The organism is Pseudomonas sp. GW822-FHT05A08 (genome assembly GCF_058800485.1).
On the sequence record NZ_CM179511.1, the window covers coordinates 880,950 to 904,243 of the forward strand.

The 23,294-nt window shown below is 62.3% G+C and carries 20 protein-coding genes and 2 tRNA genes; 16 read left to right on the forward strand and 6 right to left on the reverse strand.

The annotated features are described in order from the left end of the window. The first annotated feature begins 14 nt into the window (after positions 1-14). Both motA and motB read left to right on the forward strand, forming a co-directional pair. A complete protein-coding gene (motA, locus tag AC3RCP_RS03960) occupies positions 15-866 on the forward strand; it encodes a flagellar motor stator protein MotA (protein ID WP_007921402.1) in 852 nt (283 codons plus the stop codon). A 3-nt stretch (positions 867-869) separates the two neighbouring features. Then, entirely contained in the window at positions 870-1,910 is a 1,041-nt protein-coding gene (motB, locus tag AC3RCP_RS03965; RefSeq protein WP_053259418.1) for a flagellar motor protein MotB, read from the forward strand. An 87-nt stretch (positions 1,911-1,997) separates the two neighbouring features. Here motB and rsgA read toward each other — a convergent pair whose 3' ends face one another. After that, positions 1,998-3,029, reverse strand: a complete 1,032-nt coding sequence (gene rsgA / locus AC3RCP_RS03970) for a small ribosomal subunit biogenesis GTPase RsgA (protein WP_053259419.1) — start codon at positions 3,027-3,029, stop codon at positions 1,998-2,000. Positions 3,030-3,136: 107 nt separating this feature from the next. Here rsgA and orn point away from each other — a divergent pair, with 107 nt between their 5' ends. Then, positions 3,137-3,679: an oligoribonuclease gene (gene orn, locus AC3RCP_RS03975; RefSeq protein WP_007921399.1), complete on the forward strand. Its 543-nt coding sequence runs from the start codon at positions 3,137-3,139 to the stop codon at positions 3,677-3,679. A gap of 171 nt (positions 3,680-3,850) precedes the next feature. Then, a complete protein-coding gene (locus tag AC3RCP_RS03980; RefSeq protein ID WP_169915460.1) occupies positions 3,851-4,465 on the forward strand; it encodes a trimeric intracellular cation channel family protein in 615 nt (204 codons plus the stop codon). Here AC3RCP_RS03980 and queG read toward each other — a convergent pair. Beyond that, complete coding sequence (gene queG / locus AC3RCP_RS03985) at positions 4,447-5,526, reverse strand: tRNA epoxyqueuosine(34) reductase QueG (RefSeq protein ID WP_007921396.1); 1,080 nt, start codon at positions 5,524-5,526, stop codon at positions 4,447-4,449. The genes AC3RCP_RS03980 and queG overlap by 19 nt on opposite strands. Before the next feature lie 63 nt (positions 5,527-5,589). Between queG and AC3RCP_RS03990 the strand changes: the two genes are divergently transcribed. From AC3RCP_RS03990 to AC3RCP_RS04045, 12 genes are all read left to right on the forward strand, one after another. Then, positions 5,590-6,450 (forward strand): NAD(P)H-hydrate dehydratase, encoded by an 861-nt coding sequence (locus AC3RCP_RS03990; protein ID WP_492571413.1) that lies wholly within the window; start codon positions 5,590-5,592, stop codon positions 6,448-6,450. Continuing rightward, positions 6,438-6,908: a tRNA (adenosine(37)-N6)-threonylcarbamoyltransferase complex ATPase subunit type 1 TsaE gene (gene tsaE / locus AC3RCP_RS03995; protein WP_009041903.1), complete on the forward strand. Its 471-nt coding sequence runs from the start codon at positions 6,438-6,440 to the stop codon at positions 6,906-6,908. Before AC3RCP_RS03990 ends, tsaE begins: the two co-directional genes overlap by 13 nt. A gap of 3 nt (positions 6,909-6,911) precedes the next feature. Then, positions 6,912-8,339, forward strand: a complete 1,428-nt coding sequence (locus tag AC3RCP_RS04000) for an N-acetylmuramoyl-L-alanine amidase (protein ID WP_202949036.1) — start codon at positions 6,912-6,914, stop codon at positions 8,337-8,339. Continuing rightward, on the forward strand, positions 8,336-10,246 hold the full coding sequence (gene mutL / locus AC3RCP_RS04005; protein WP_492571414.1) for a DNA mismatch repair endonuclease MutL: 1,911 nt from the start codon (positions 8,336-8,338) through the stop codon (positions 10,244-10,246). The genes AC3RCP_RS04000 and mutL overlap by 4 nt, the downstream gene beginning before the upstream one ends. Then, positions 10,246-11,217, forward strand: coding sequence for a tRNA (adenosine(37)-N6)-dimethylallyltransferase MiaA (gene miaA, locus AC3RCP_RS04010; RefSeq protein WP_053259423.1), 972 nt, complete (start codon positions 10,246-10,248; stop codon positions 11,215-11,217). Before mutL ends, miaA begins: the two co-directional genes overlap by 1 nt. 93 nt (positions 11,218-11,310) lie before the next feature. Continuing rightward, positions 11,311-11,571 (forward strand): RNA chaperone Hfq, encoded by a 261-nt coding sequence (hfq, locus tag AC3RCP_RS04015; RefSeq protein ID WP_007921378.1) that lies wholly within the window; start codon positions 11,311-11,313, stop codon positions 11,569-11,571. Between the two features lie 12 nt (positions 11,572-11,583). Then, on the forward strand, positions 11,584-12,885 hold the full coding sequence (hflX, locus tag AC3RCP_RS04020) for a ribosome rescue GTPase HflX (protein WP_007921372.1): 1,302 nt from the start codon (positions 11,584-11,586) through the stop codon (positions 12,883-12,885). Positions 12,886-12,981: 96 nt separating this feature from the next. Continuing rightward, positions 12,982-14,151, forward strand: a complete 1,170-nt coding sequence (gene hflK, locus AC3RCP_RS04025) for an FtsH protease activity modulator HflK (protein WP_007921369.1) — start codon at positions 12,982-12,984, stop codon at positions 14,149-14,151. Continuing rightward, the gene (hflC, locus tag AC3RCP_RS04030; RefSeq protein ID WP_007921367.1) at positions 14,151-15,020 is read left to right on the forward strand and encodes a protease modulator HflC; all 870 of its coding nucleotides are present in this window, start codon (positions 14,151-14,153) and stop codon (positions 15,018-15,020) included. Before hflK ends, hflC begins: the two co-directional genes overlap by 1 nt. Positions 15,021-15,334: 314 nt before the next feature. Then, positions 15,335-16,522, forward strand: coding sequence for an ATP phosphoribosyltransferase regulatory subunit (locus AC3RCP_RS04035; RefSeq protein WP_492571415.1), 1,188 nt, complete (start codon positions 15,335-15,337; stop codon positions 16,520-16,522). A gap of 54 nt (positions 16,523-16,576) precedes the next feature. After that, entirely contained in the window at positions 16,577-17,869 is a 1,293-nt protein-coding gene (locus AC3RCP_RS04040; protein ID WP_009041907.1) for an adenylosuccinate synthase, read from the forward strand. 138 nt (positions 17,870-18,007) lie between these two features. After that, positions 18,008-19,942 (forward strand): methyl-accepting chemotaxis protein, encoded by a 1,935-nt coding sequence (locus AC3RCP_RS04045; protein WP_053259425.1) that lies wholly within the window; start codon positions 18,008-18,010, stop codon positions 19,940-19,942. 63 nt (positions 19,943-20,005) lie between these two features. Here AC3RCP_RS04045 and AC3RCP_RS04050 read toward each other — a convergent pair whose 3' ends face one another. The 4 genes from AC3RCP_RS04050 to AC3RCP_RS04065 form a co-directional block, all read right to left on the reverse strand. After that, entirely contained in the window at positions 20,006-21,571 is a 1,566-nt protein-coding gene (locus AC3RCP_RS04050) for an ABC transporter permease (RefSeq protein ID WP_492571416.1), read from the reverse strand. Continuing rightward, on the reverse strand, positions 21,571-22,596 hold the full coding sequence (locus tag AC3RCP_RS04055) for an extracellular solute-binding protein (RefSeq protein ID WP_492571417.1): 1,026 nt from the start codon (positions 22,594-22,596) through the stop codon (positions 21,571-21,573). Before AC3RCP_RS04055 ends, AC3RCP_RS04050 begins: the two co-directional genes overlap by 1 nt. Before the next feature lie 201 nt (positions 22,597-22,797). Continuing rightward, a tRNA-Leu gene (locus AC3RCP_RS04060) sits at positions 22,798-22,884 on the reverse strand. 170 nt (positions 22,885-23,054) lie between these two features. Next, positions 23,055-23,141 (reverse strand) — tRNA-Leu (locus tag AC3RCP_RS04065). Positions 23,142-23,294: the final 153 nt, after the last annotated feature.

Below are 23,294 nucleotides of genomic sequence, written 5' to 3' on the forward strand. Positions count from 1 at the left end.
GTACCTTCCTACCTATGGCTAAAATTATCGGCATCATCGTCGTGTTCGCGAGCGTGCTCGGCGGATACGTGCTTTCTCACGGCAAGATTGCCGCCCTGATCCAGCCTTTCGAGGTCTTGATTATCGGCGGCGCCGCGCTGGGGGCGTTCCTGCAGGCGAACCCCGGCTACATGACCATGCACGTGCTCAAGAAGTCCTTGGGGATGTTCGGTTCGCGTTTTTCCCAGACCTTCTACCTGGAAGTGCTGGGCCTGATCTACGAGATCCTCAACAAGAGCCGCCGCGAAGGCATGATGGCGATCGAGGGCGATATCGAAGACGCTGCCGCCAGCCCGATTTTCGCCAAGTACCCATCCGTGCTCAAAGACGAGCGCATGACCGCGTTCATCTGTGACTACCTGCGCATCATGTCCTCCGGCAACATGGCTCCCCACGAGCTGGAAGGCCTGTTCGACATGGAGCTGTTCAGCCTCAAGGAAGACCTCGAGCATCCGTCCCATGCGGTCAATGGCATCGCCGACGGCATGCCGGGTTTCGGTATCGTCGCGGCGGTACTGGGTATCGTGGTGACCATGGCGTCCCTGGGCGATGGCGACCAGAAGTCCATCGGCCTGCACGTAGGTGCGGCACTGGTCGGTACCTTCTTCGGTATTCTCGCGGCCTACGGCTTCTTCGGCCCGCTGGCCCATTCCCTGGCCCACGACGCCAAGGAAGAGCTGAACGTCTATGAAGCCATCAAGGCCTCCCTGGTGGCCTCGGCTTCCGGCATGCCGCCATCGCTGGCCGTGGAGTTCGGGCGCAAGGTCCTGTACCCGGCGCACCGTCCGAGCTTCGCCGAGCTGGAACAAGCGGTTCGCGGTCGCTAAGCCATGGAAAACAATCAGCCGATTATCATCAAGCGCGTCAAGCGCTTTGCCGGCGGGCATCACGGCGGGGCATGGAAGATCGCCTTCGCCGACTTCGCCACGGCGATGATGGCGTTCTTCCTGGTGCTGTGGCTGCTGTCCACCGCCACCCCGGAACAGAAGATCGCCATTGCCGGTTACTTCAAGGACCCGATCGGCTTCTCGGAAAGCGGCACGCCCTACATCATCGACCTGGGCGGTTCTCCCGAGCTGGCGCCGGAAAACACGCTCAACCCCGAGATCAAGTCGCAGCCGCAACCGGACAAGGTCACGGTCGACACTGATCAGGTCGAGAGCATGGCCGAGCAGGTGGAAAGAGAGCGTCTGGAGCTGTTGCTTCAAGAGCTGCAGAACAAGGTCGAAGAAAACCCGCAATTGCAGAAGTTCAAGGACCAGATCCTGTTCGAGATCACTCCGGACGGCCTGCGTATCCAGATCATCGATTCGGAAAACCGGCCGATGTTCGACTCCGGCAGTGCGCGCCTGAAGCCGTATTTCGAGGACATCCTGCTGGCCATGGCCGACACCATCAAGGCGGTGCCGAACAAGATCAGCATCAGCGGTCACACCGATGCCAAGCCTTACTCGGGCACCGGCGATTTCGGCAACTGGGAGCTTTCGGCCAACCGTGCCAACGCCGCGCGTCGGGCGCTGGTGGCGGGCAGCTATCCGGACGGCCAGGTGGCTCGCGTGGTGGGGTATGCCTCGTCATCGCTGTTCGATCGCAAGGACCCGTTCAACCCGATCAACCGGCGTATCGACATTGTGGTGCTGACCAAAAAGGCCCAGCGCGCGATCGAAGGCGAAGTCGCTCCCGAGGCCCCGGCACCGACCCAGGGCCAGGGCGCCCCAGGCGAAGTGCCGGTCGACCCGAACGCCTTGCCGCCGGAGCAGGAGCCGCTGCCGGCCCATGAGCTGCGCGAGCGCCTGAATATCTTCGATGACGCAGCGCCGAAGACCGAAGGCCCGGCTGCACCCGCCGCTACGCCTCCAGCCGCGCAGTAACCGCTGGCAACAGGCCCTATAAAAGAGGGCCCATGAAAAAGGCCGCGATCATCGCGGCCTTTTTTGTTTCTGCGTGGGGGCTACCTATTAATAGCTGCTGTCCGGCAGGCTGGCGATGATCGAGCGATAGCTGTTCATCCGCTGCTGCTGGATCCGGCCGTCTTCCAGGGCCTTGAGCAGGGCGCAGCCCGGTTCGCGGTCATGCTTGCAGTCGCGGAAACGGCAGGTGCCCAGCAGGTCGTTGAACTCGATGAAGCCCGCTTCGACATCGGCGCGGCTGACGTGGCCCAGGCCGAATTCGCGAATCCCCGGGGAGTCGATCAGTTCGCCACCGCCCGGGAAGTGGAACAGGCGCGCGGTGGTGGTGGTGTGGGTGCCCTGGCCGGACAGCTCCGACAAAGGCCCGACGCGGGTTTCGACTTCCGGCAGCAGGCTGTTCACCAGCGACGACTTGCCCACGCCCGACTGGCCGACGAACACGCTGATCCGTCCGTCCAGCTGTGCTTGCAACTGTTCCATGCCATTGCCGTGGTGCGCCGAGACTTCCAGCACCGGATAGCCCAGTTGCCGGTAGACCGCCAGCAAGGCGTTCAGGGCGGGGGCATTCTGCTCGTCGATCAGGTCGAACTTGTTGAGCAACAGCAGCGGGCGGATACCGGCATGTTCGGCGGCGACCAGGTAGCGGTCGATCAGGTTGGCATGGGGTTCGGGCAGCGGGGCGAAGACGATCACGATCATGTCGACGTTGGCGGCCACCGGCTTGAGCTGGCCGCGGCTGTCGGGACGGCACAGCTCGGTGTGGCGCGGCAGTTGCGCGACGATCACACCGATGCCCTGGTTGCCCGGACGCCAGACCACCTGATCGCCGGTCACCAGCGCCGGCAGGTTGGCGCGCAAGTGGCAGCGGAACACCTGGCCGGCCAGTTCGCCCTCGCGCGCCTCGACCTCGACCTGCACACCGAAGTGGGCGATCACCAGGCCGGTCTGTTCGGGGCCGAGATCGCCGCCTTCCAGTGCTTCCACGGCAGAGGATTCACGTTTGGCGGCGCGGGCGGCGCGTTCGCCTTGAATCTTTTCGATGCGCCAGTTTTGGCGACGATTGAGCTGGCGTTTGGCCATTGGTGTTCCGTGTCGATAATGCGGCGGTTAGGTAAAACGGCCGCGAGTTTAGCACGCCGGCAGGTCCCTCTAGGCTAAACTGCGCAACTACGCCGAGGAGCCCACACATGCAAAACCCGCAGAATCTGATCTGGATCGATCTGGAAATGACCGGTCTGAACCCTGATACCGACGTCATCATCGAGATGGCGACCATCGTCACCGATAGCAATCTCAATACCTTGGCTGAAGGTCCGGTCATCGCCATCCACCAGAGCGATGAAATTCTCGCCGGCATGGATGAGTGGAACACCCGCCAGCATGGCGGTTCGGGGCTGACCCAGCGCGTGCGTGAAAGCCGCATCAGCATGGCTGAAGCGGAAGCGCAGACCATCGCCTTCCTGGAGCAGTGGGTGCCCAAGGGCAAGTCGCCGATCTGTGGCAACAGCATCTGCCAGGATCGCCGCTTCCTGTACCGCCATATGAAGGCACTGGAAAGCTACTTCCACTACCGCAACCTTGACGTTTCCACTCTCAAGGAACTGGCGGCCCGCTGGGCGCCGGACGTGCGCGACAGCTTCAAGAAAGGCAGCACCCACCTGGCCCTGGACGACATCCGCGAGTCGATCGCCGAGCTGCAGCATTACCGCAAGCACTTCATCAAGCTCTGATGGTGCGGTGGCGTCTGTTCTGACGCCATCGCGGGCAAGCCTCGCTCCTACGGGTTCGCGCAAGGCTTGCTCGCGATAGATCGCTCCGGGGGCTCCAGCAATTCCAGCCGGCGCCCCCTTTTGGTGCCGGCAGCAACTGAGTAGACTGCGCGCCTTCCTGTAAGGACCGCCATCATGCTGCTGATGCTTTACCTGATTGCCATTACCGCCGAAGCCATGACTGGCGCCTTGTCCGCCGGTCGTCGCGGCATGGACTGGTTCGGGGTGGTGTTGATCGCCTGCGTCACGGCCCTGGGTGGCGGTTCGGTGCGTGACGTGCTGCTGGGGCATTACCCGCTGACCTGGGTCAAGCACCCTGAGTACCTGGTGTTGACCTCGGTTGCGGCCCTGGTGACGATCTTCATCGCGCCCTTGATGCGCCACTTGCGTTCGCTGTTCCTGGTGCTCGACGCCGTGGGGCTGGTGGCGTTCACCCTGATCGGTTGCATGACCGCCCTGGAAATGGGCCACGGCATGGTGGTGGCATCGGTCAGCGGGGTGATTACCGGGGTGTTCGGCGGCATCCTGCGGGACATCTTCTGCAACGATATTCCGCTGATTTTCCGTCGCGAACTGTATGCCAGCGTCTCGTTCGCCGCGGCCTGGTGCTACATGCTCTGCATCTATCTGCAATTGCCCGGCGAGCAGTCGATCCTCATCACTCTGTTCGGCGGTTTCCTACTGCGCCTGCTGGCGATCCGTTTCCACTGGGAAATGCCCAAGTTCGTCTACAACGACGAGCAATGACGGCTGGCATGCTGCTTCAGCGCCCATTCCACGTGTTCGCGCACCAGTTCTGATGGGTAATCCCGCCGGGCTTTCAGGGCTTCCAGCACCGGAATGCTCGACGGTGCGTTACCCAGCCCCACCGCCAGGTTGCGTAGCCAGCGCTCATAGCCGGCGCGGCGCAGCGGCGAGCCTTCGGTGCTGCTGAGAAACTTGTCCTCGTCCCACATGAACAGTTCGGCCAGCTCGGCATTGTCGAGGTTGTGGCGTGGCTTGAAGTCGCCTTCGCCGGAAGGGCGGGCGAAGCGGTTCCACGGGCAGACGATCTGGCAATCGTCGCAGCCGAACACCCGGTTGCCGATCAGCGGGCGCAGATCCTCGGGAATGGCGTTTTTCAGTTCGATGGTCAGGTACGAAATGCAGCGCCGGGCGTCCAGTACATAAGGGCCGACGAAGGCCTTGGTCGGGCAGATGTCCAGGCATGCCGTGCAGCGGCCGCAATGCTCGGTGGCGTGTGGCTCGTCCACCGGCAAGGGCAGGTCGACGAACAGTTCGCTGAGGAAGAAATAGCTGCCGGCCTTGCGGTTGAGTACCAGGGTGTTCTTGCCGATCCAGCCGAGCCCGGCTTGTTCGGCGATGGCTTTTTCCAGCACCGGGGCGCTGTCGACGAAGGCGCGATAGCCGAACGGGCCGATTTCCTTCTGGATGCGCTCGGCCAGTTGCTGCACGCGCTTGCGGATCAGCTTGTGATAGTCGCGGCCCAGGGCGTAGCGCGAGACATAGGCCTTTTCCGGCTGGGCCAGGCGCTGCGCCATCTGGGTGTCGCCGGGCAGGTAATCCATGCGCAGGGACACCACGCGCAGGGTGCCGGGCACCAGTTCGTCCGGATGGGAGCGTTTGCTGCCGTGGGCGCCCATGTAGTCCATTTCGCCGTGGTAGCCCGCCTCGAGCCAGCGCTCCAGGTGCTGCTCATGCTCGGCCAGGTCCAGGCCGCTGATGCCGACTTGCTGAAAGCCCAGCTCGCGGCCCCAATCCTTGATCGATTGGGCCAGGGCGGGCAGATCGGTGGTAATGGCAGGCATGAGGCGAGAGAAACCGGGGCTGAGGTGCGTATAATTCTGCCAGACATCGGAGCCCGAAGACGCATGCCGCAGACAAAACACCCTTTACCCGACATTCAGCCGTTGATGCCCAACACGCTACCGCGACTGGCTGCCCGTTCGCCAAGTGCCCATAAAGGCCAGTTCGGGCACCTGTTGCTGATCGGCGGCGATCGCGGTTTTGGCGGCGCGGCGCTGCTCTGCGCCGAGAGCGCCCTGCGCAGCGGTGCCGGGATGGTTTCTCTGGCGACCCGCAGCGAGCACGTTGCGGCCGCTCTGGCGCGGGTCCCGGAGGTCATGGCCCTGGGCACCGACTCGGCCAACCAGTTGATGGGCTTGCTGGAGCAGGCCTCGATCATCGTGGCGGGGCCCGGGCTGGGGCAGGCGGCCTGGGGGCGCAGCCTTTTATCTGCCGCCGCCAATGCGCCGCGGCCCCAGGTCTGGGATGCCGATGCGCTCAATCTGCTGGCCAAAGGCGGTTTGACCTTGCCGTCGGGCAGCGTGATCACCCCGCACCCGGGGGAGGCCGCACGGCTGCTGGGAATCTCAACCGCGCAGGTGCAGGCGGATCGCCCGGCCGCCGCGCGGGCACTGAGCAAAAAATACACAGCTGTCGCTATCCTGAAGGGCGCCGGAAGTCTGGTAGCCAGCCCGGATGGCCGCCTGGCCCGTTGCGACCGGGGGCATCCGGCCATGGCCACGGCGGGGTTGGGGGATGTGCTGGCCGGTCTGGTCGGAGCGCTGCTGGCCCAGGGGATGCCGGCGTTCGATAGTGCTTGCCTGGCGGTCTGGCTGCATGCCGTCGCGGGCGAGCATCAAGGTAAATTGGGCCGGGGGCTGGCGGCCAGCGATCTGATCCCGGTCATTCGTCAGTTGCTGGAGGAACAATCATCGTGTCTGAAATAACCCTGTATCTGGCAGACGAAGACGCCATGATCGCCTTTGGCGCGCGCCTGGCGCAGGTCACTCAAGGGGTGGGTGTGATCTTTCTGGAAGGTGATCTGGGGGCGGGGAAAACCACATTGTCCCGGGGGCTCATCCGTGGCCTGGGACATGCCGGCGCGGTGAAAAGCCCGACCTTTACCCTGGTCGAGCCCTACGAGATCGGCGATGTGCGGGCCTTCCACTTCGATCTTTATCGCCTGGTCGATCCGGAAGAGCTGGAGTTTCTCGGCATCCGCGATTATCTCGAGGGGGATGCACTGTGTCTGATCGAGTGGCCCCAGCGTGGTGCGGGCTTTTTGCCAAAGCCGGACCTGACCATTACCATTAGCCCGCATAACAGTGGGCGTTCCCTGCATTTGTTGTCGCAAGGCTCGCGTGGCGAGGCCTGGTGTGCCGCTTTGGCGTTGGAATTCAAATAATTGATGGGGTTAGGTATGCGCATTCGCGCGTTGGTTGCTGTCGTAGGACTGTTGCTTACGGCATTGGCCGTCGACGCTCTGGCCGCTACACAGGTCCGTAGCGTTCGCCTGTGGCGGGCACCGGATAACACTCGACTGGTATTTGACCTGTCCGGGCCGGTCCAGCACAGCGTCTTCACCCTGACGGCCCCTGATCGTCTGGTGATCGATATCAACGGTGCGACCCTCGGCGGGCCGCTGAATGTCTCCACGGCGAATACGCCGATTACCGCCATGCGTTCGGCCCAGCGCACGCCTACCGACCTGCGGGTGGTCATCGACCTGAAAAAGGCCGTCACCCCCAAGAGTTTTACCCTGACGCCCAATGCCCAGTACGGCAATCGCCTGGTGGTCGACCTGTTCGACAACCCGGCCGACGCCGCGCCAACGCCGCCGCCCGCGCCGAATGTCGCGACTGTGCCGGCGGTCCCGGTAACGCCGACCAAGCCTGAGATCAAGCTGCCACCGGCCCCGGCCGGCAAGCGCGATATCGTCGTGGTCATCGATGCCGGTCACGGTGGCGAGGACCCGGGTGCCTCCGGCTCGCGCGGCCAGCATGAGAAAGACGTGGTGCTGGCCATCGCCCGCGAACTGCAGCGCCAGATCAACGGCCTCAAGGGCTTCCGCGCCGAGCTGACCCGTACCGGCGACTACTTCATCCCGCTGCGCGGCCGCACCGAGATCGCCCGCAAGAAAGGCGCCGACCTGTTCGTCTCGATCCACGCCGACGCGGCACCGTCCCGCGCGGCCTTCGGGGCCTCGGTGTTCGCGCTCTCCGACCGTGGCGCCACGTCCGAGACGGCCCGCTGGCTGGCGGACAGCGAAAACCGTTCCGACCTGATCGGCGGGGCCGGCAACGTCAGCCTCGATGACAAGGACCGGATGCTCGCCGGAGTACTGCTGGACTTGTCCATGACGGCCTCGCTGACTTCCAGTCTCAACGTCGGCCAGAAAGTGCTCAGCAACATCGGCCGGGTCACCCCGCTGCACAAGCAGCGCGTCGAACAGGCCGGGTTCATGGTGCTCAAGTCTCCGGACATTCCGTCGATCCTGGTGGAAACCGGCTTTATCTCCAATGCCAACGAAGCGTCCAAGCTGGCCACTGTCAGCCACCAGCAGGCACTGGCGCGCTCCATCAGCAGCGGTGTGCGGCAGTTCTTCCAGCAGAATCCACCGCCGGGCACCTACATCGCCTGGCTGCGTGATTCCGGGAAGATTGCCCAGGGACCTCGCGACCACCGCGTGAGCCCGGGGGAAACCCTGGCGATGATCGCCGTGCGTTATCAGGTTTCCGCCGCCACCCTGCGCAGCGCCAACAACCTGAGCAGCGATGAGCTGAAAATCGGTCAGACCCTCACCATCCCGGGTACAGAACTGGCGGCCAAGGAATGAATGACGCAGTCATCAGCAGCGCCCGGATCGAGCTGCTCAGCCCGCGACTGGCGAACCAGATTGCCGCCGGTGAGGTGGTCGAACGTCCGGCCTCGGTGATCAAGGAATTGCTGGAGAACAGCCTGGACTCCGGGGCCAAGCGTATCGATGTGGATGTCGAGCAGGCGGGTGTCAAGTTGCTGCGGGTACGCGACGACGGTAGCGGCATTTCCGCGGACGATCTGCCGCTAGCCCTGGCGCGCCACGCCACCAGCAAGATTCGCAACCTTGAGGACCTGGAGCAGGTCATGAGCCTGGGTTTTCGTGGAGAGGCACTGGCTTCCATCAGTTCGGTCGCGCGATTGACCCTGACTTCCCGTACCCGCGACGCCGATCAGGCCTGGCAGGTGGAAACGGAAGGCCGCGACATGGCCCCGCGCGTGCAGCCGGCGGCCCATCCGGTCGGTACCTCGGTGGAAGTCCGCGACCTGTTCTTCAATACCCCGGCCCGGCGCAAGTTTCTCAAGGCCGAGAAAACCGAGTTCGATCACCTGCAGGAAGTGATCAAGCGCCTGGCTCTGGCGCGTTTCGACGTGGCTTTTCACCTGCGCCATAACGGTAAAAGCGTTCTCAGCCTGCATGAAGCCAACGATGATGTGGCGCGTGCGCGGCGTGTAGCGGCGGTGTGCGGTTCGGGCTTTCTCGAGCAGGCGTTGCCGATCGAGGTCGAACGTAATGGCCTGCATCTGTGGGGTTGGGTAGGCTTGCCGACCTTTTCCCGCAGCCAGGCGGACCTGCAGTATTTCTACGTCAACGGTCGTGCGGTGCGCGACAAGCTGGTGGCCCATGCGGTGCGCCAGGCTTACCGCGACGTGCTGTTCAACGGTCGGCATCCGACCTTTGTGCTGTTCTTCGAAGTCGACCCGGCGGTGGTCGACGTCAACGTGCACCCGACCAAACACGAAGTGCGCTTTCGCGACGGACGCATGGTCCACGACTTCCTGTATGGCACCCTGCATCGCGCCCTCGGCGATGTCCGGCCGGAAGACCATCTGGCGGCGCCGGCAGCGGTCGCCGGCATTGTGCGGCCGAGCGGGATCGAGGCCGGCGAGTTCGGCCCCCAGGGCGAAATGCGCCTGGCGGCGAACATGACGCTGGAGCAGCCGCAGGCCCAGCCGGCGTTCAATCCGTCGGGGACTGGCTCGGGCGCGGGTTATCAGTATCAGTACACGCCGCGTCCGCAGCCAGTGTTGCCGGCGGCCGAGGCGCAAAGCGCCTATCGTGAGTTCTTCGCGCCACTGCCGGAATCCGGCGCAGCGTCCTTGCCGGATGCCCAGGGCGATATCCCGCCGCTGGGCTATGCGCTGGCGCAGCTCAAAGGCATCTATATCCTCGCGGAAAACGCCCAGGGCCTGGTGCTGGTGGACATGCACGCGGCCCACGAGCGGATCATGTACGAGCGCCTGAAGGTGGCGATGGCCAGCGAAGGCCTGAGTGGCCAGCCGCTGCTGGTGCCGGAGTCGATCGCGGTCAGCCAGCGCGAAGCGGATTGTGCCGAGGAGCATGTCGGCTGGTTCCAGCGCCTGGGCTTCGAGTTGCAGCGCCTGGGCCCGGAATCGCTGGCGATCCGGCAGATTCCAGCCTTGCTCAAGCAGGCGGAAGCCAATCGCCTGGTGCATGACGTCCTGGCCGACCTGATGGAGTACGGCACCAGCGATCGTATCCAGGCGCACCTCAACGAGTTGCTGGGTACCATGGCCTGCCACGGTGCGATCCGTGCCAATCGCCGCCTGGCCCTGCCGGAAATGAACGGCTTGTTGCGCGACATGGAAAACACCGAGCGCAGCGGTCAATGCAACCATGGCCGACCGACTTGGACCCAGTTGGGCCTGGACGATCTGGACAAACTCTTCTTGCGCGGTCGTTGATGAGCCAGCTTCCTCCAGCGATCTTCCTGATGGGCCCGACTGCCGCTGGCAAGACCGACCTGGCCATCGAGCTCACCAAGGTTCTGCCTTGCGAACTGATCAGCGTCGATTCGGCGCTGGTCTACCGTGGCATGGACATAGGCACCGCCAAGCCGTCCAAGGAAATCCTGGCCGAGTTTCCACACCGTCTGATCGATATTCTCGACCCGGCCGAGAGCTATTCGGCGGCGGATTTCCGCACCGATGCGCTGGCCGCCATGGCCGATATCACCGCGCGCGGCAAGATTCCGCTGCTGGTGGGCGGCACGATGCTCTATTACAAGGCTTTGCTCGAAGGCCTGGCAGACATGCCGCCGGCCGACCCACAGGTTCGCGCGGAGCTGGAAGAAGAGGCCGCACGCCTTGGCTGGCAAGCCTTGCATGACCAACTGGCGATAATCGACCCCGAATCGGCGGCGCGGATTCATCCCAATGATCCGCAGCGCCTGACCCGGGCGCTGGAAGTCTATCGGGTCAGCGGCCTGAGCATGACCGCCCACAGACTGCGACAATCTGCGCAAAGTACTGAAGCAGCCGCTTCGGGACGGGGACAATTGCCCTATACTGTCGCGAACTTGGCCATTGCCCCGGCAAACCGTCAGGTACTGCATGAGCGTATTGCACAAAGATTCACAATTATGTTGGAACAGGGATTCGTCGACGAGGTCGTAGCTCTGCGCTCTAGAAGTGACCTGCATGCCGGGTTGCCGTCTATACGTGCTGTAGGCTACCGACAGGTCTGGGATCATCTGGATGGCAAGCTGACATTCGCCGAGATGCAGGAGCGCGGCATCATTGCCACGCGCCAATTGGCGAAGCGCCAGTTCACCTGGTTACGCAGCTGGGCTGATTTACACTGGCTGGACAGCCTGGATTGCGACAATCTGCCACGCGCCTTGAAATACCTGGGAACGGTCTCCATATTGAGCTGAGTCCTTGCAATTGCCGTCTATCCTTGGGGGTGGGGCGGTTTTAGCCATCTGTTTTCCGATTTTTTATTATTGATCCTTAAAGGAGTGCGGCACATGTCAAAAGGGCATTCGCTACAAGACCCTTACTTGAATACTTTACGTAAAGAGAAAGTTGGGGTTTCCATCTATCTGGTCAACGGGATCAAGCTGCAAGGTACGATCGAGTCTTTCGACCAGTTCGTCATCCTGCTGAAGAACACCGTCAGCCAAATGGTTTACAAGCACGCTATCTCGACAGTGGTGCCGGTTCGTCCAATTCGCCTGCCTAGCGCATCCGAATCCGAACAGGGTGACGCTGAGCCAGGTAACGCCTGATAGGAGTCTCCTTTGTTCTTTGAGCGCCACGGTGGTGGTGAACGTGCAATTCTCGTTCACTTGGATGGTCAGGACCCTGAGGCGCGCGAAGATCCGCAGGAGTTTCAGGAGTTGGCAATATCGGCCGGCGCCGAGACCGTCGCGTTTGTTAACGTGCCGCGTCATCGGCCAACCGCCAAGTACCTGGTTGGCAGCGGCAAGGTCGAAGAATTACGCGACCTGGTCAAAGCCGAACAGGTCGACCTGGTGATTTTCAATCACATCCTCACACCCAGTCAGGAACGTAACCTCGAACGTGCTTTCGAGTGTCGCGTGATTGACCGCACGGGTCTGATTCTCGATATTTTCGCCCAGCGCGCCCGCACTCACGAAGGCAAGCTCCAGGTAGAACTGGCCCAGCTTGAATATATGAGTACCCGTCTGGTTCGTGGCTGGACTCACCTTGAGCGGCAGAAGGGCGGTATCGGCTTGCGTGGTCCGGGTGAAACCCAGCTCGAGACCGACCGGCGTCTTCTGCGGGTTCGCCTGCGGCAGATCAAGGCCCGGCTGGAGAAAGTTCGCAGCCAGCGTGAGCAGGCTCGTCGCGGGCGCAAGCGTGCCGACATTCCTTCGGTATCGTTGGTGGGCTACACCAACGCCGGCAAGTCCACCTTGTTCAACTCCGTGACCGAGTCCGATGTATTTGCGGCCAACCAACTGTTCGCCACCCTCGATCCGACCTTGCGCCGGCTCGAACTGGACGATCTTGGTCCGGTCGTGTTGGCCGACACCGTGGGGTTCATTCGTCATCTGCCGCACAAACTGGTCGAGGCGTTTCGGGCTACGCTCGAAGAGTCGAGCAACTCCGACCTGCTGTTGCATGTGATCGATGCCCATGAGCCGGAGCGCATGGCCCAGATCGAACAGGTCATGGTGGTGCTCGGCGAGATCGGGGCCCAGGACTTGCCGATACTGGAGGTCTATAACAAACTCGATTTGCTCGAGGGAGTAGACCCGCAGATCCAGCGTGATGCCGACGGCAAGCCGCAGCGGGTCTGGTTGTCGGCTCGTGAAGGGCAAGGGCTGGACCTGCTCAAGCAGGCCATTGCCGAGTTGCTCGGCGAGGATTTGTTTGTAGGCACCTTGCGCTTGCCGCAGCGTTTTGCTCGACTGCGAGCGCAGTTCTTCGAGTTGGGCGCAGTGCAGAAAGAAGATCACGACGAGGAAGGTGTCAGCCTGCTGGCTGTCCGCTTGCCGCGAGTCGAGCTGAATCGACTGGTAAGCCGCGAAGGCATGCAGCCGCTGGAGTTCATCGAGCAACACACTTTGCAATAAAAGCCTGAGAAAGCGGTTGTGCCGCTGTAGCAGGCATTCTGTAGCATTGGTCGGCGCGCCGTGGGTGCGTCTTTGCTTTATCAGATGGAGAGCGCTATGGCTTGGAATGAGCCGGGTGGCAACTCGAATAATCAGGATCCTTGGGGTGGTAAGCGCCGCAACAATGGCGACCGCAAGGGGCCACCGGATCTCGACGAGGCCTTCCGCAAGCTGCAGGAAAGCCTGAATGGGTTGTTCGGTGGTGGCAAGAAACGTGGTGACGATGGTGGCAGTTCCGGCAAGGGCGGCGGTCTCGGCCTGCTCGGTATCGGTCTGGTCGTGCTGGCGGCCGTGTGGCTGTACAGCGCGGTGTATGTCGTGGACGAGCAGGAGCAGGCCGTGGTGCTGCGCTTCGGCAAGTACTACGAAACCGTCGGCCCGGGCCTGAACATCTACTTCCCGCCGATCGATCGCAAGTACATGGAAAACGTCACGCGCGAGCGTGCCTATACCAAGCAGGGTCAAATGCTGACTGAAGACGAGAACATCGTCGAAGTGCCGCTGACCGTGCAGTACAAGATCAGCAACTTGCAGGACTTCGTGCTGAACGTCGATCAGCCGGAAATCAGCCTGCAGCACGCCACCGACAGTGCGCTGCGCCACGTAGTGGGTTCCACCGCGATGGACCAGGTGCTGACCGAAGGTCGTGAGTTGATGGCCAGCGAAATCAAGGAGCGTCTGCAACGCTTCCTCGATACCTATCGCACCGGTATCACCGTTACCCAGGTGAACGTACAGAGCGCAGCGGCACCGCGTGAAGTGCAGGAAGCCTTCGATGACGTGATCCGTGCCCGTGAAGACGAGCAGCGTTCGCGCAACCAGGCTGAAACCTACGCCAACGGCGTCGTGCCGGAAGCCCGTGGTCAGGCCCAGCGCATCATCGAGGATGCCAACGGTTACCGTGGCGAAGTGGTTTCCCGCGCCAAGGGTGAGGCCGATCGCTTCACCAAGCTGGTGGCCGAATACCGCAAGGCGCCTGAAGTGACCCGTGAGCGTCTGTACCTGGACACCATGCAGGAAGTCTTCAGCAATACTAGCAAGGTTCTCGTGACCGGCAACAAGAACGGCCAGAGCAATCTGCTGTACCTGCCGCTGGACAAAATGGTCGAAAGTGGCCGTAGCACCAGTGCTCCGGTGACCGGCGCAGCAGCCAGCAGCAACGAAGCGAATGCGCGTGCGGCAGCTGATCTGCAGCAACAGCAAGCGCGTACCAGGGAGAGTCGCTGATGAGCAATAAATCGCTGATCGCCCTTATCGTTGGCGTCGTCGTGGCGATCGCTGCCTGGAACTGCTTCTACATCGTCGCTCAGACCGAGCGCGCGGTGTTGCTGCAGTTCGGTCGTGTGGTCCAGGCTGACGTTCAGCCGGGCCTGCATGTGAAAGTGCCCTATGTGAACCAGGTGCGTAAGTTCGACGCTCGCCTGATGACCCTGGATGCACCGACCCAGCGTTTCCTGACGCTGGAAAAGAAAGCCGTGATGGTCGATGCCTATGCCAAATGGCGCGTGAAGGATGCGGAGCGTTTCTATACCGCGACTTCCGGCCTCAAGCAGATCGCCGACGAGCGTCTTTCCCGTCGTCTGGAGTCGGGCCTGCGTGACCAGTTCGGCAAGCGCACCCTGCACGAAGTGGTTTCCGGTGAGCGTGATGCGCTGATGGCGGACATCACGGCTTCGCTCAACAAGATGGCCGAGAAAGAGCTTGGCATCGAAGTGGTCGATGTCCGGGTCAAGACCATCGACTTGCCGAAGGAAGTGAACCGCAGCGTCTTCGAGCGTATGAGCACCGAGCGTGAGCGTGAAGCGCGTGAGCATCGCGCCAAGGGTAACGAGCTGGCGGAAGGTATTCGTGCCGACGCCGATCGTCAGCGCCGCGTACTGCTGGCCGAAGCCTATCGTGAGTCGGAAGAGATTCGCGGTGATGGTGACGCCCAGGCTGCAGCCATCTACTCCAAGGCCTACGGTCAGGACCAGGAATTCTACGGTTTCTACCGTAGCCTGCGTGCCTATCGTGAAAGCTTCGCGAACAAATCCGACGTCATGGTCCTGGACCCAAGCAGCGACTTTTTCCGTTACCTGGAAAAGGCCAAGCCTTGATGCGACGTTGACCTGAATCGCCCCGCCCGGCGGCTAAAGTGTCTGGCGGGGTGATCCTTTGGGAAAACGAGTGTATGATGCGGCAGCCGGGAAATTCCCGGCTTTTTTGCGTCTGCACGTTTGATTGTGGTTGTTGGTGCAAGACGACGAGTTGAACGACTCGACAGTTTTTTCGAGGAAAGTGAGTGGCGAAGCCGGTTTCAGGCTTTTCGCCCCGTCGCCCATGCGCGTGGTTTGCACATGGGCCGATCATTTTCTGCTTCACTCAAGGCCCGCCCATAGGCTGGCCGCCTGGATCACAGGGGAATGGCGTAATGGCAACGGTAGACCGCTGGCTGCTGCCAGATGGCATCGAAGAAGTACTGCCACCTGAGGCGGCGCGCATTGAAGTTGCGCGTCGCCAGGTGTTGGATCTGTTCCAGAGCTGGGGTTACGAGTTCGTCGTGACCCCTCATATCGAGTACCTGGAATCCTTGCTGACTGGCGCGGGCCAGGACCTCGATCTGCGTACCTTCAAGGTCATCGACCCGCAATCGGGTCGGCAGATGGGTTTCCGCGCCGACATTACGCCGCAGGTGGCCCGTATCGATGCGCATACCCTGCGTCGTGAAGGCCCGAGCCGCCTGTGTTACGCCGGTAGCGTGCTGCATGCGCAGCCGCGTGCCTTGTCATCCTCGCGCAGTCCGATCCAGCTGGGTGCCGAGTTGTATGGCGATGCGAGCCCGAGCAGCGACGTAGAAGTCATCAGCCTGATGCTGGCGATGCTGCAACTGGCCGATGTGCCGGATGTGCACATGGATCTGGGGCATGTCGGTATCTACCGTGGCCTGGCCCGCGCGGCCGGTCTCTCCGGCGAAGTGGAACAGCAGCTGTTCGATGCCCTGCAACGCAAGGCCATCGATGAAGTCATTACCTTGACCGAAGGCCTGCCGGCCGACCTGTCCGGCATGCTGCGGGCGCTGGTCGACCTGTGCGGCGGCCGTGAAGTACTGGCTGCAGCCCGCGAACGCCTGGCCAATGCGCCGGCGCCGGTGCTGGCGGCCCTGGACGACCTGTTGGCGATTGCCGAGCGTCTTTCCGTGCGTTTCCCTGAATTGCCGCTGTACTTCGACCTGGGCGAGTTGCGTGGCTACCACTACCACACCGGTGTGGTATTCGCGGTGTTCGTGCCGGGCGTTGGCCAGTCCATTGCCCAGGGCGGTCGTTACGACGACATCGGCGCCGACTTCGGTCGCGCCCGTCCGGCAACCGGCTTCTCTACCGATTTGAAAACCCTGGTGACCCTGGGGCGTGCTGAGATCGAGCTACCGTCTGGCGGTATCTGGATGCCGGACAGTACGGATGCAGCCCTCTGGCAGCAGGTTTGCCAGTTGCGCAGTGAGGGTCAGCGCGTGGTTCAGGCCTTGCCTGGACAACCATTGGCCGCCGCCCGTGACGCGGACTGCGACCGGCAATTGATTCAGCAGAACGGGCTTTGGCAAGTATTGCCGCTGGCTTCTTGAGTTTTCCCGCCGGCCGTTGCCGGCACCAAGTTTGCGCGAATGAGGACAAGTGTTATGGGTAAGAATGTCGTAGTCCTGGGCACCCAGTGGGGTGATGAGGGCAAAGGCAAGATCGTTGATCTGCTGACCGAACATGCTGCCGCCGTAGTGCGCTACCAAGGTGGCCACAACGCTGGCCACACCCTGGTGATCGACGGCGAGAAAACCGTCTTGCACCTGATCCCTTCGGGTGTGCTGCGCGAAGGCGTCCAGTGCCTGATCGGCAACGGCGTGGTGGTTGCGCCGGACGCCTTGCTGCGTGAAATCGTCAAGCTGGAAGAGAAAGGCGTACCGGTGCGTGAGCGCCTGCGTATCAGCCCATCCTGCCCGCTGATCCTGTCCTACCACGTAGCGCTGGATCAGGCGCGTGAAAAGGCCCGCGGCGAGCAGAAGATCGGTACCACCGGTCGCGGCATCGGCCCGGCTTACGAAGACAAGGTCGCTCGTCGCGGCCTGCGTATCGGCGACCTGTTCCACCGCGAGCGTTTCGCCGCGAAGCTGGGCGAGTTGCTGGACTACCACAACTTCGTACTGGTCAATTACTACAAAGAGCCGGCCATCGACTTCCAGAAGACGCTCGACGAGTGCATGGAATACGCCGAGCTGCTCAAGCCGATGATGCTGGACGTGACCGCCGAGCTGCACCAGCTGCGTCGCGCGGGCAAGGACATCATGTTCGAAGGCGCCCAGGGCTCGCTGCTGGACATCGACCACGGTACCTACCCGTACGTCACCAGCTCCAACACCACTGCCGGCGGCATCGCCACCGGTTCGGGCGTTGGCCCGATGTACCTGGACTACATCCTCGGTATCACCAAGGCCTACACCACTCGTGTAGGTTCGGGTCCGTTCCCGACCGAACTGTTCGATGACGTGGGCGCTTTCCTGGCCAAGCGTGGCCATGAGTTCGGTGCAACCACCGGCCGTGCCCGCCGTTGCGGCTGGTTCGATGCCGTCATCCTGCGTCGCGCCATCGACGTCAACAGCATCTCGGGCCTGTGCCTGACCAAGCTGGACGTACTGGACGGCCTGGAAACCATCAACATCTGCGTGGGTTACAAAAACCAGGATGGCGCAGTCATCGACGCGCCAACCGACGCAGACAGCTATATCGGCCTGGAGCCGGTATACGAGCAGATGCCAGGCTGGAGCGAGTCGACCCTGGGGGCCAAGACCCTGGAAGAGTTGCCGGCCGCTGCCCGTGCCTACATCAAGCGTATCGAAGAGCTGGTCGGCGCGCCGATCGACATTATTTCGACAGGCCCGGACCGCAATGAGACCATCGTTCTGCGTCACCCGTTTGCTTGATAAGCTGTTGATGTAAAAAACAAAGGCCCCTTCATAGGGGCCTTTGTCGTTTCTGCCTGCCGAGCGGCACGACCCTTGCTGTGATTTGCTCTTCCAGAGTGCCATCAATTTGATGGCGTTGAAGTAGAGGGATTTCCTGTGTCGGCCGTTCTCTCACTGTTACAAAGCCGTTTGTTGCGGCCTGTGTTCGTTACCCTTGGTATCGCCCTTTTGGTGCAGGTGCTGGTTGCCGTTGCCCTGACCCGGAGCACGGTAACGGCGCTGGAGGCGGATCTGGCCGCTCGTCTGGGCGTCGATAGCCAGAAGCTGTCCGGCGAACTGGAGCAGGCGGCTCGTGAGGTCACCTCGAGCCTGGAAAGCCTTTCCAGCAACACCCGGCAACGCTTGACCGCCGGGCTTTCCTCGCGCCTGGAAGAGGAGCAGGCGCAATTGCGCGCAACGCTGGAGAAGGATCTCAAGGATTCAGCCAACGATATGGCCCAGTTGCTCGCTTCGGTGGCCCCGCGCGCCATGTGGGACAGCGACGTTCCGACCCTCTCCGAGTTCGCCCGGCGCGCCCAGCGCAATCCCAACGTGCTGTTCGTGGTGTACGACGATGCCAATGGCGAGCACCTGACCCGCTATCTGAACCGGGAAAACCCGATCAACAAGGCGCTGCTGGAAAAGGGCAAGGGCGAGCGTGCCCTGGACAAGGTGCTGGACGCGGCCAAGAACGATCCATCGGTCTACTACCTGGAAGCCTCCATCAGTCCTAACGGCGTGGAGATCGGCAAGGTGCTGATGGGGGTTTCCACGGCGTCGGTCGAGGCGGATGTGGCGGCGCTGGACAAGCGTTTCGAGGCCTTGATCGCCAGCAGCGATCAGCTGGTCGGCGATAGCCTCAAGGGCGCTTCGGCGGACAGTTCGGCGGCCATGCGTGCGCGCCTGCAGTCGGCGCAGACCACCGCTTCGGACATGCAGGCCAACACCGCGGGTACCGTGCAGGACGCGGCGGCCACCCTGCGCTGGCGCATCGGCATGGGCCTGGCGCTGGTCGGCTGCGGGGTCTTGCTGTTGCTGGCGGTGGTGCTGGGGCGGCGAGTGGTCAGCAAGCTGCATCTGCTGATCGCCGCGCTAAACGATCTGGCCGCCGGTGAGGGTGATCTGACCAAGCGGGTCCAGCTCAACAGCAATGATGAGATCGGCGACATGGCCTCGGCGGTCAATCGTTTTGTCGACAAGTTGCAGCCGATCGTGCGTGAGGCCGGCGATGTGGCGCAGCGTACTGGCGTCGAAATCGGCGCGATGAGCCTGCGTAATGCTGGGGCGGACGCCGCGGCCGAGGCCCAGCGTGACGAGGTGGCGGAGAGTTTGCGGGCGCTGTCGCAGATGGCTGACGAAGCCCAGGCGGAAAGCCAGGCGATGCAGGCGGCCTTGCAGCAGGTGGTGGAGATCCGTCAGGCGACCGACGAAAACACTCGGACCTCGGCCCAGGTGGGCGGTCTGATCGAGGCACTGGCGGGGCAGGTCGACACGGGGGCCAAGGTCATCGAGCGCCTGGCGCAGCAGAGCGAACAGATCGAGGTGGTGTTGACGGTGATTCATGGGATTGCCGAGCAGACCAACCTGCTGGCCTTGAATGCGGCCATTGAAGCGGCGCGGGCCGGGGAAACCGGGCGCGGCTTTGCGGTGGTAGCCGATGAGGTCAGGGCGCTGGCGAGCAAGACGCAAAGCTCTACCGGCGATATCCAGGCGCATATCGGTGCGCTGCAGCAGGGCGCGCGCGAGGCGGTGGCGGCGATCGGCCAGGCTGGAAGGCAGGCCAGCGAAGGGTTGCTGGTGTTGCGCGACAGTGCGCGGCTGCAACAATCGGTGCAGTCGTCGGTGGAGCAGGTGCACGCGGCGATTGGCCTGGCGACCCAGGCGGCTGCCCATCAGGCTCAGGGCGCGCAAGCGGTGCGCGGTAGGGTCGAGACCATCCATGCCCAGGCTGAGCGGGCAGCTCAGGCTGTGGTGGAGACCACGGCCAGCGGCAAGGTACTGGATAGCCTGGCAGCCCAATTGAAGGCCAGCCTGGGGCAGTTCCGGGCTTGAGTGTTCACGAGGCTTGAATGCTCGGGGCGGGGCTCCTACAGAAAGCTTTCTGTAGGAGTGGGCTCAGCGGCTCAGATACATCCGTGTCGTCAGCAGATAGACCGGTAGTCCCGATACCAGGATCAACAGCGCCGCATAAGGCGCTGCGGCGGCAAACTCCACATTCGCCGTGTGTGCCCAGACTTCCGTTGCCAGCGTATTCAGCCCAGTCGGGCTGAGCAGCAGGGTGGCCGTCAGTTCCTTCATGGCATCGAGGAATACCAGGGCAAAGGCGGCGCCCAAAGCCGGAAAAATGATCGGCAGGGTCACGCGGCAGAAGGCCGTGAATGAGGAGGCGCCCAGGGTGCGGGCGGCTTCCTCGAGTGGCGGCGCCGCCTTGTTCAGGGCGGTGCGGATCGGTGCCTGCGCCAGGGGCAGGAACAGCAGGGCGTAGGCGATCAGCAACAGGGCTGAGGTCTGATACAGCGCCGGCACGTAGTGCAGGGCAAAGAACACCAGCGTCAGGGCGATCACCAAGCCTGGCAGGGCGTGCAGCAGGTAAGGCAGGCGTTCGGCCCAGAGTGCCAGGCGGCCCTTGTGGCGCACCACCAGCAGTCCGACCGGTACCGCCAGCACCAGGCACAGCGCCGCGCCACCCAACGATAGCGCCAGGGAGGAGAGCAGGGCTTCGCTGATGGCAGCTACCGGGAAAGCGGCTGATGAGCCGACGGCCAGCCAGTACGCCAGCATGCCCAGCGGAATGCCGCTGCCGATCAGGGTCAGCAGCGCGCAGTACAGTTGTCCGCCAATTGCCCACTTGCCGAGGCGCACCTGCTCGGCATGTCGCGCCGCGCCCTGGCCGGTTCGTACATGGCGGCCTTTGCCGCGAACCCGCAACTCCAGCCACAGCAGGGCCAGGCACAGCGCTAGCAGCACGGCGGAAAGCATCGCCGCGTTGGCATTGCTGAACTCCAGTTCGAACTGTTGGTAGATCGCGGTGGTGAAGGTTTGCAGGCCGATAATCGACAGTGCACCGAACTCCACCAGCATGTGCAGGGCGATCAGTAGCGAACCGGCCAGCAGCGAGGGCCAGAGCAGGGGCAGGGTGATCCGGAAGAAAACGCCCCAGCGATTCTGCCCGAGGGTGCGGGCCGATTCCTCCAGGGAGGGGTCGAGATTGCGCAGGGTAGCCGCCACAGGCAGGAATACCAGCGGGTACTTGGACAGGCTCATGACCAGGATGGCCCCGCCCAGGCCTTCGAAGCTGGCGCTGAGGGAGACCCAGGTGAAGCTGCTGACAAAGGCCGGTACGGCAAAGGGCAGGCACAAGATCACGCCCCAGAGGCGTCGCCCCGGCAAGTCGCTGCGTTCCAGCAGCCAGGCCAGGGACAGGCCGACGATAGCGCAGGTAACGGTCACGCCAATGAGCAATAGCAGGGTGTTGCGCAGCAGGCCGAATACATAGGGGCGCCACAGCAGGTGCAGGGCTTCGGCCCAGCCAGCCTGCCAGGCCTTGAGCCCGACATAGAGCAATGGCAGCAGGCTGAGCCCGACCAGCAACAGGACCGGTAGCAGCAGCCAGATCGATGGCCCCTTGCGCCTCGGTATGTGGTTCGTGCGCGAGGCGGGGGCGGGCAGTGATGGGCTCATCAGTTCAGGCCGACTTCGCGTTCCAGTTCCAGGGCTTCTTCGGCGTTGCCGAGGTCGGCCGGGGTGACTTTCGGCGCTTGCAGTTCACTGAACGGCTTGAGGCCTCGATCCGACTCCAGGCCTTTGCGCAGCGGATATTCTGCGGTGGTCTGGGTGATTACGCGCTGGCCTTCTTCGCTGGCCATATAAGCGAGGAATTGCTGGGCTTCTTTGGGGTGTTTGCTGGACTTGAGTACCGCGGCGCTGGATACGGTGATTAATCCGCCGGCATCGCCGCCGGTGAAATAGTGCAGCTTCGAGTCAAGCTGGCCTTTCTCCCGTTGCAGGGCGAACCAGTAGTAGTTGTTCACCAGCACGGTGGCGACTTCGCCGTTTTCCACGGCCTTCAAGGCCACCATATTATTGCTGTAGGTCTTGCCGAAAGCGCGCAGGCCGGTCAGCCATTCTTCGGCGGCGTCCATCCCGTGCAGCTTGATGATTGCCACGGCCTGTTCCTGAAATGCACCGCTGGTGGGGACGAAGCCTACCTTGCCTTGCCATTGTGGCTGGGAGAACTCCATCACTGATGCAGGCAGGTCTTTTTCGTCGATCAGCTTCGGGTTGAACGCTACCACGCGAACTCGGGCGGTAATGCCGATCCAGGTGCCGTTACCGGCGACGTAGTCCTTGGGCAGGACTTCAAGGGTCGCAGCATCGGTTTTGGCCAGCAGGCCTTGCTCGCCGAGTTTGTTCAGGGGCGGCGATTCTTCGGTGTAGATCACGTCGGCGGGGGAGCGCTCGCCTTCTTCCGCGATCTGGCTGGCGAGCTGGTTGCTGCTGCCCTTGCGCACATTGACGTGAATGCCGGTCTTGGCCTCGAAAGCCTTGGCGATGGCGTCGCCGACTTCCTTGTGCTGGCCGTTGTACAGCGTCAGGGAAACCGGATCGGCTGCTTGAGTGAAGGGAGATGCCAGGGCCAGGCCCAGCAAAGTGATGGTCAAGCCACGCAGAAGGGATGTTGGAAGGGGGATGTTTCTAAACATCATTCGCAGGGTTCCTCACTGTGGTGCCGCAAAAACTTGTAACAATCATAAACGATATTGTTTCTCATGTGCGGCTTGGCGGGCTGGATAGTCCTGGAGGAGGGGCGCTTGGGCGGGGGAAATGATTGTTGTGGGCCAGAAACGCAAAAACCCGCTTTCGCGGGTTTTTGTGAGGCTTCACAGCTATGCTGTGAAACTTGAATGTGGTGCCCAGAAGAAGACTCGAACTTCCACGGCCTTGCGGCCACCAGCACCTGAAGCTGGCGTGTCTACCAATTTCACCATCTGGGCAGTATCAGCAGCGTTGCCGCTGTTGATGGGGCGAACTATACGGAGCGCCTTTGAATCTGTAAAGCCCTGTTTTGACTTAGATTCAATAAATCAAACACTTAGAATGCAAAAACCCGCTTTCGCGGGTTTTTGGAGGAGCCTGAAGATTCAAGCGATCTACAGCTCTGAATTGGTGCCCAGAAGAAGACTCGAACTTCCACGGCCTTGCGGCCACCAGCACCTGAAGCTGGCGTGTCTACCAATTTCACCATCTGGGCAGTATCGGCAACGTCTCCGTCGTCGATGGCGCGCACTATACGGACCACCTTTTGAGCTGTAAACCCCTGATCTTGAAAATATTGAAAAAAATTTGCCGACGGCTTTTGCAGGATGGTTCTGAAGCCTCTAAAGGACTTTTCGGAGCCTGTCTT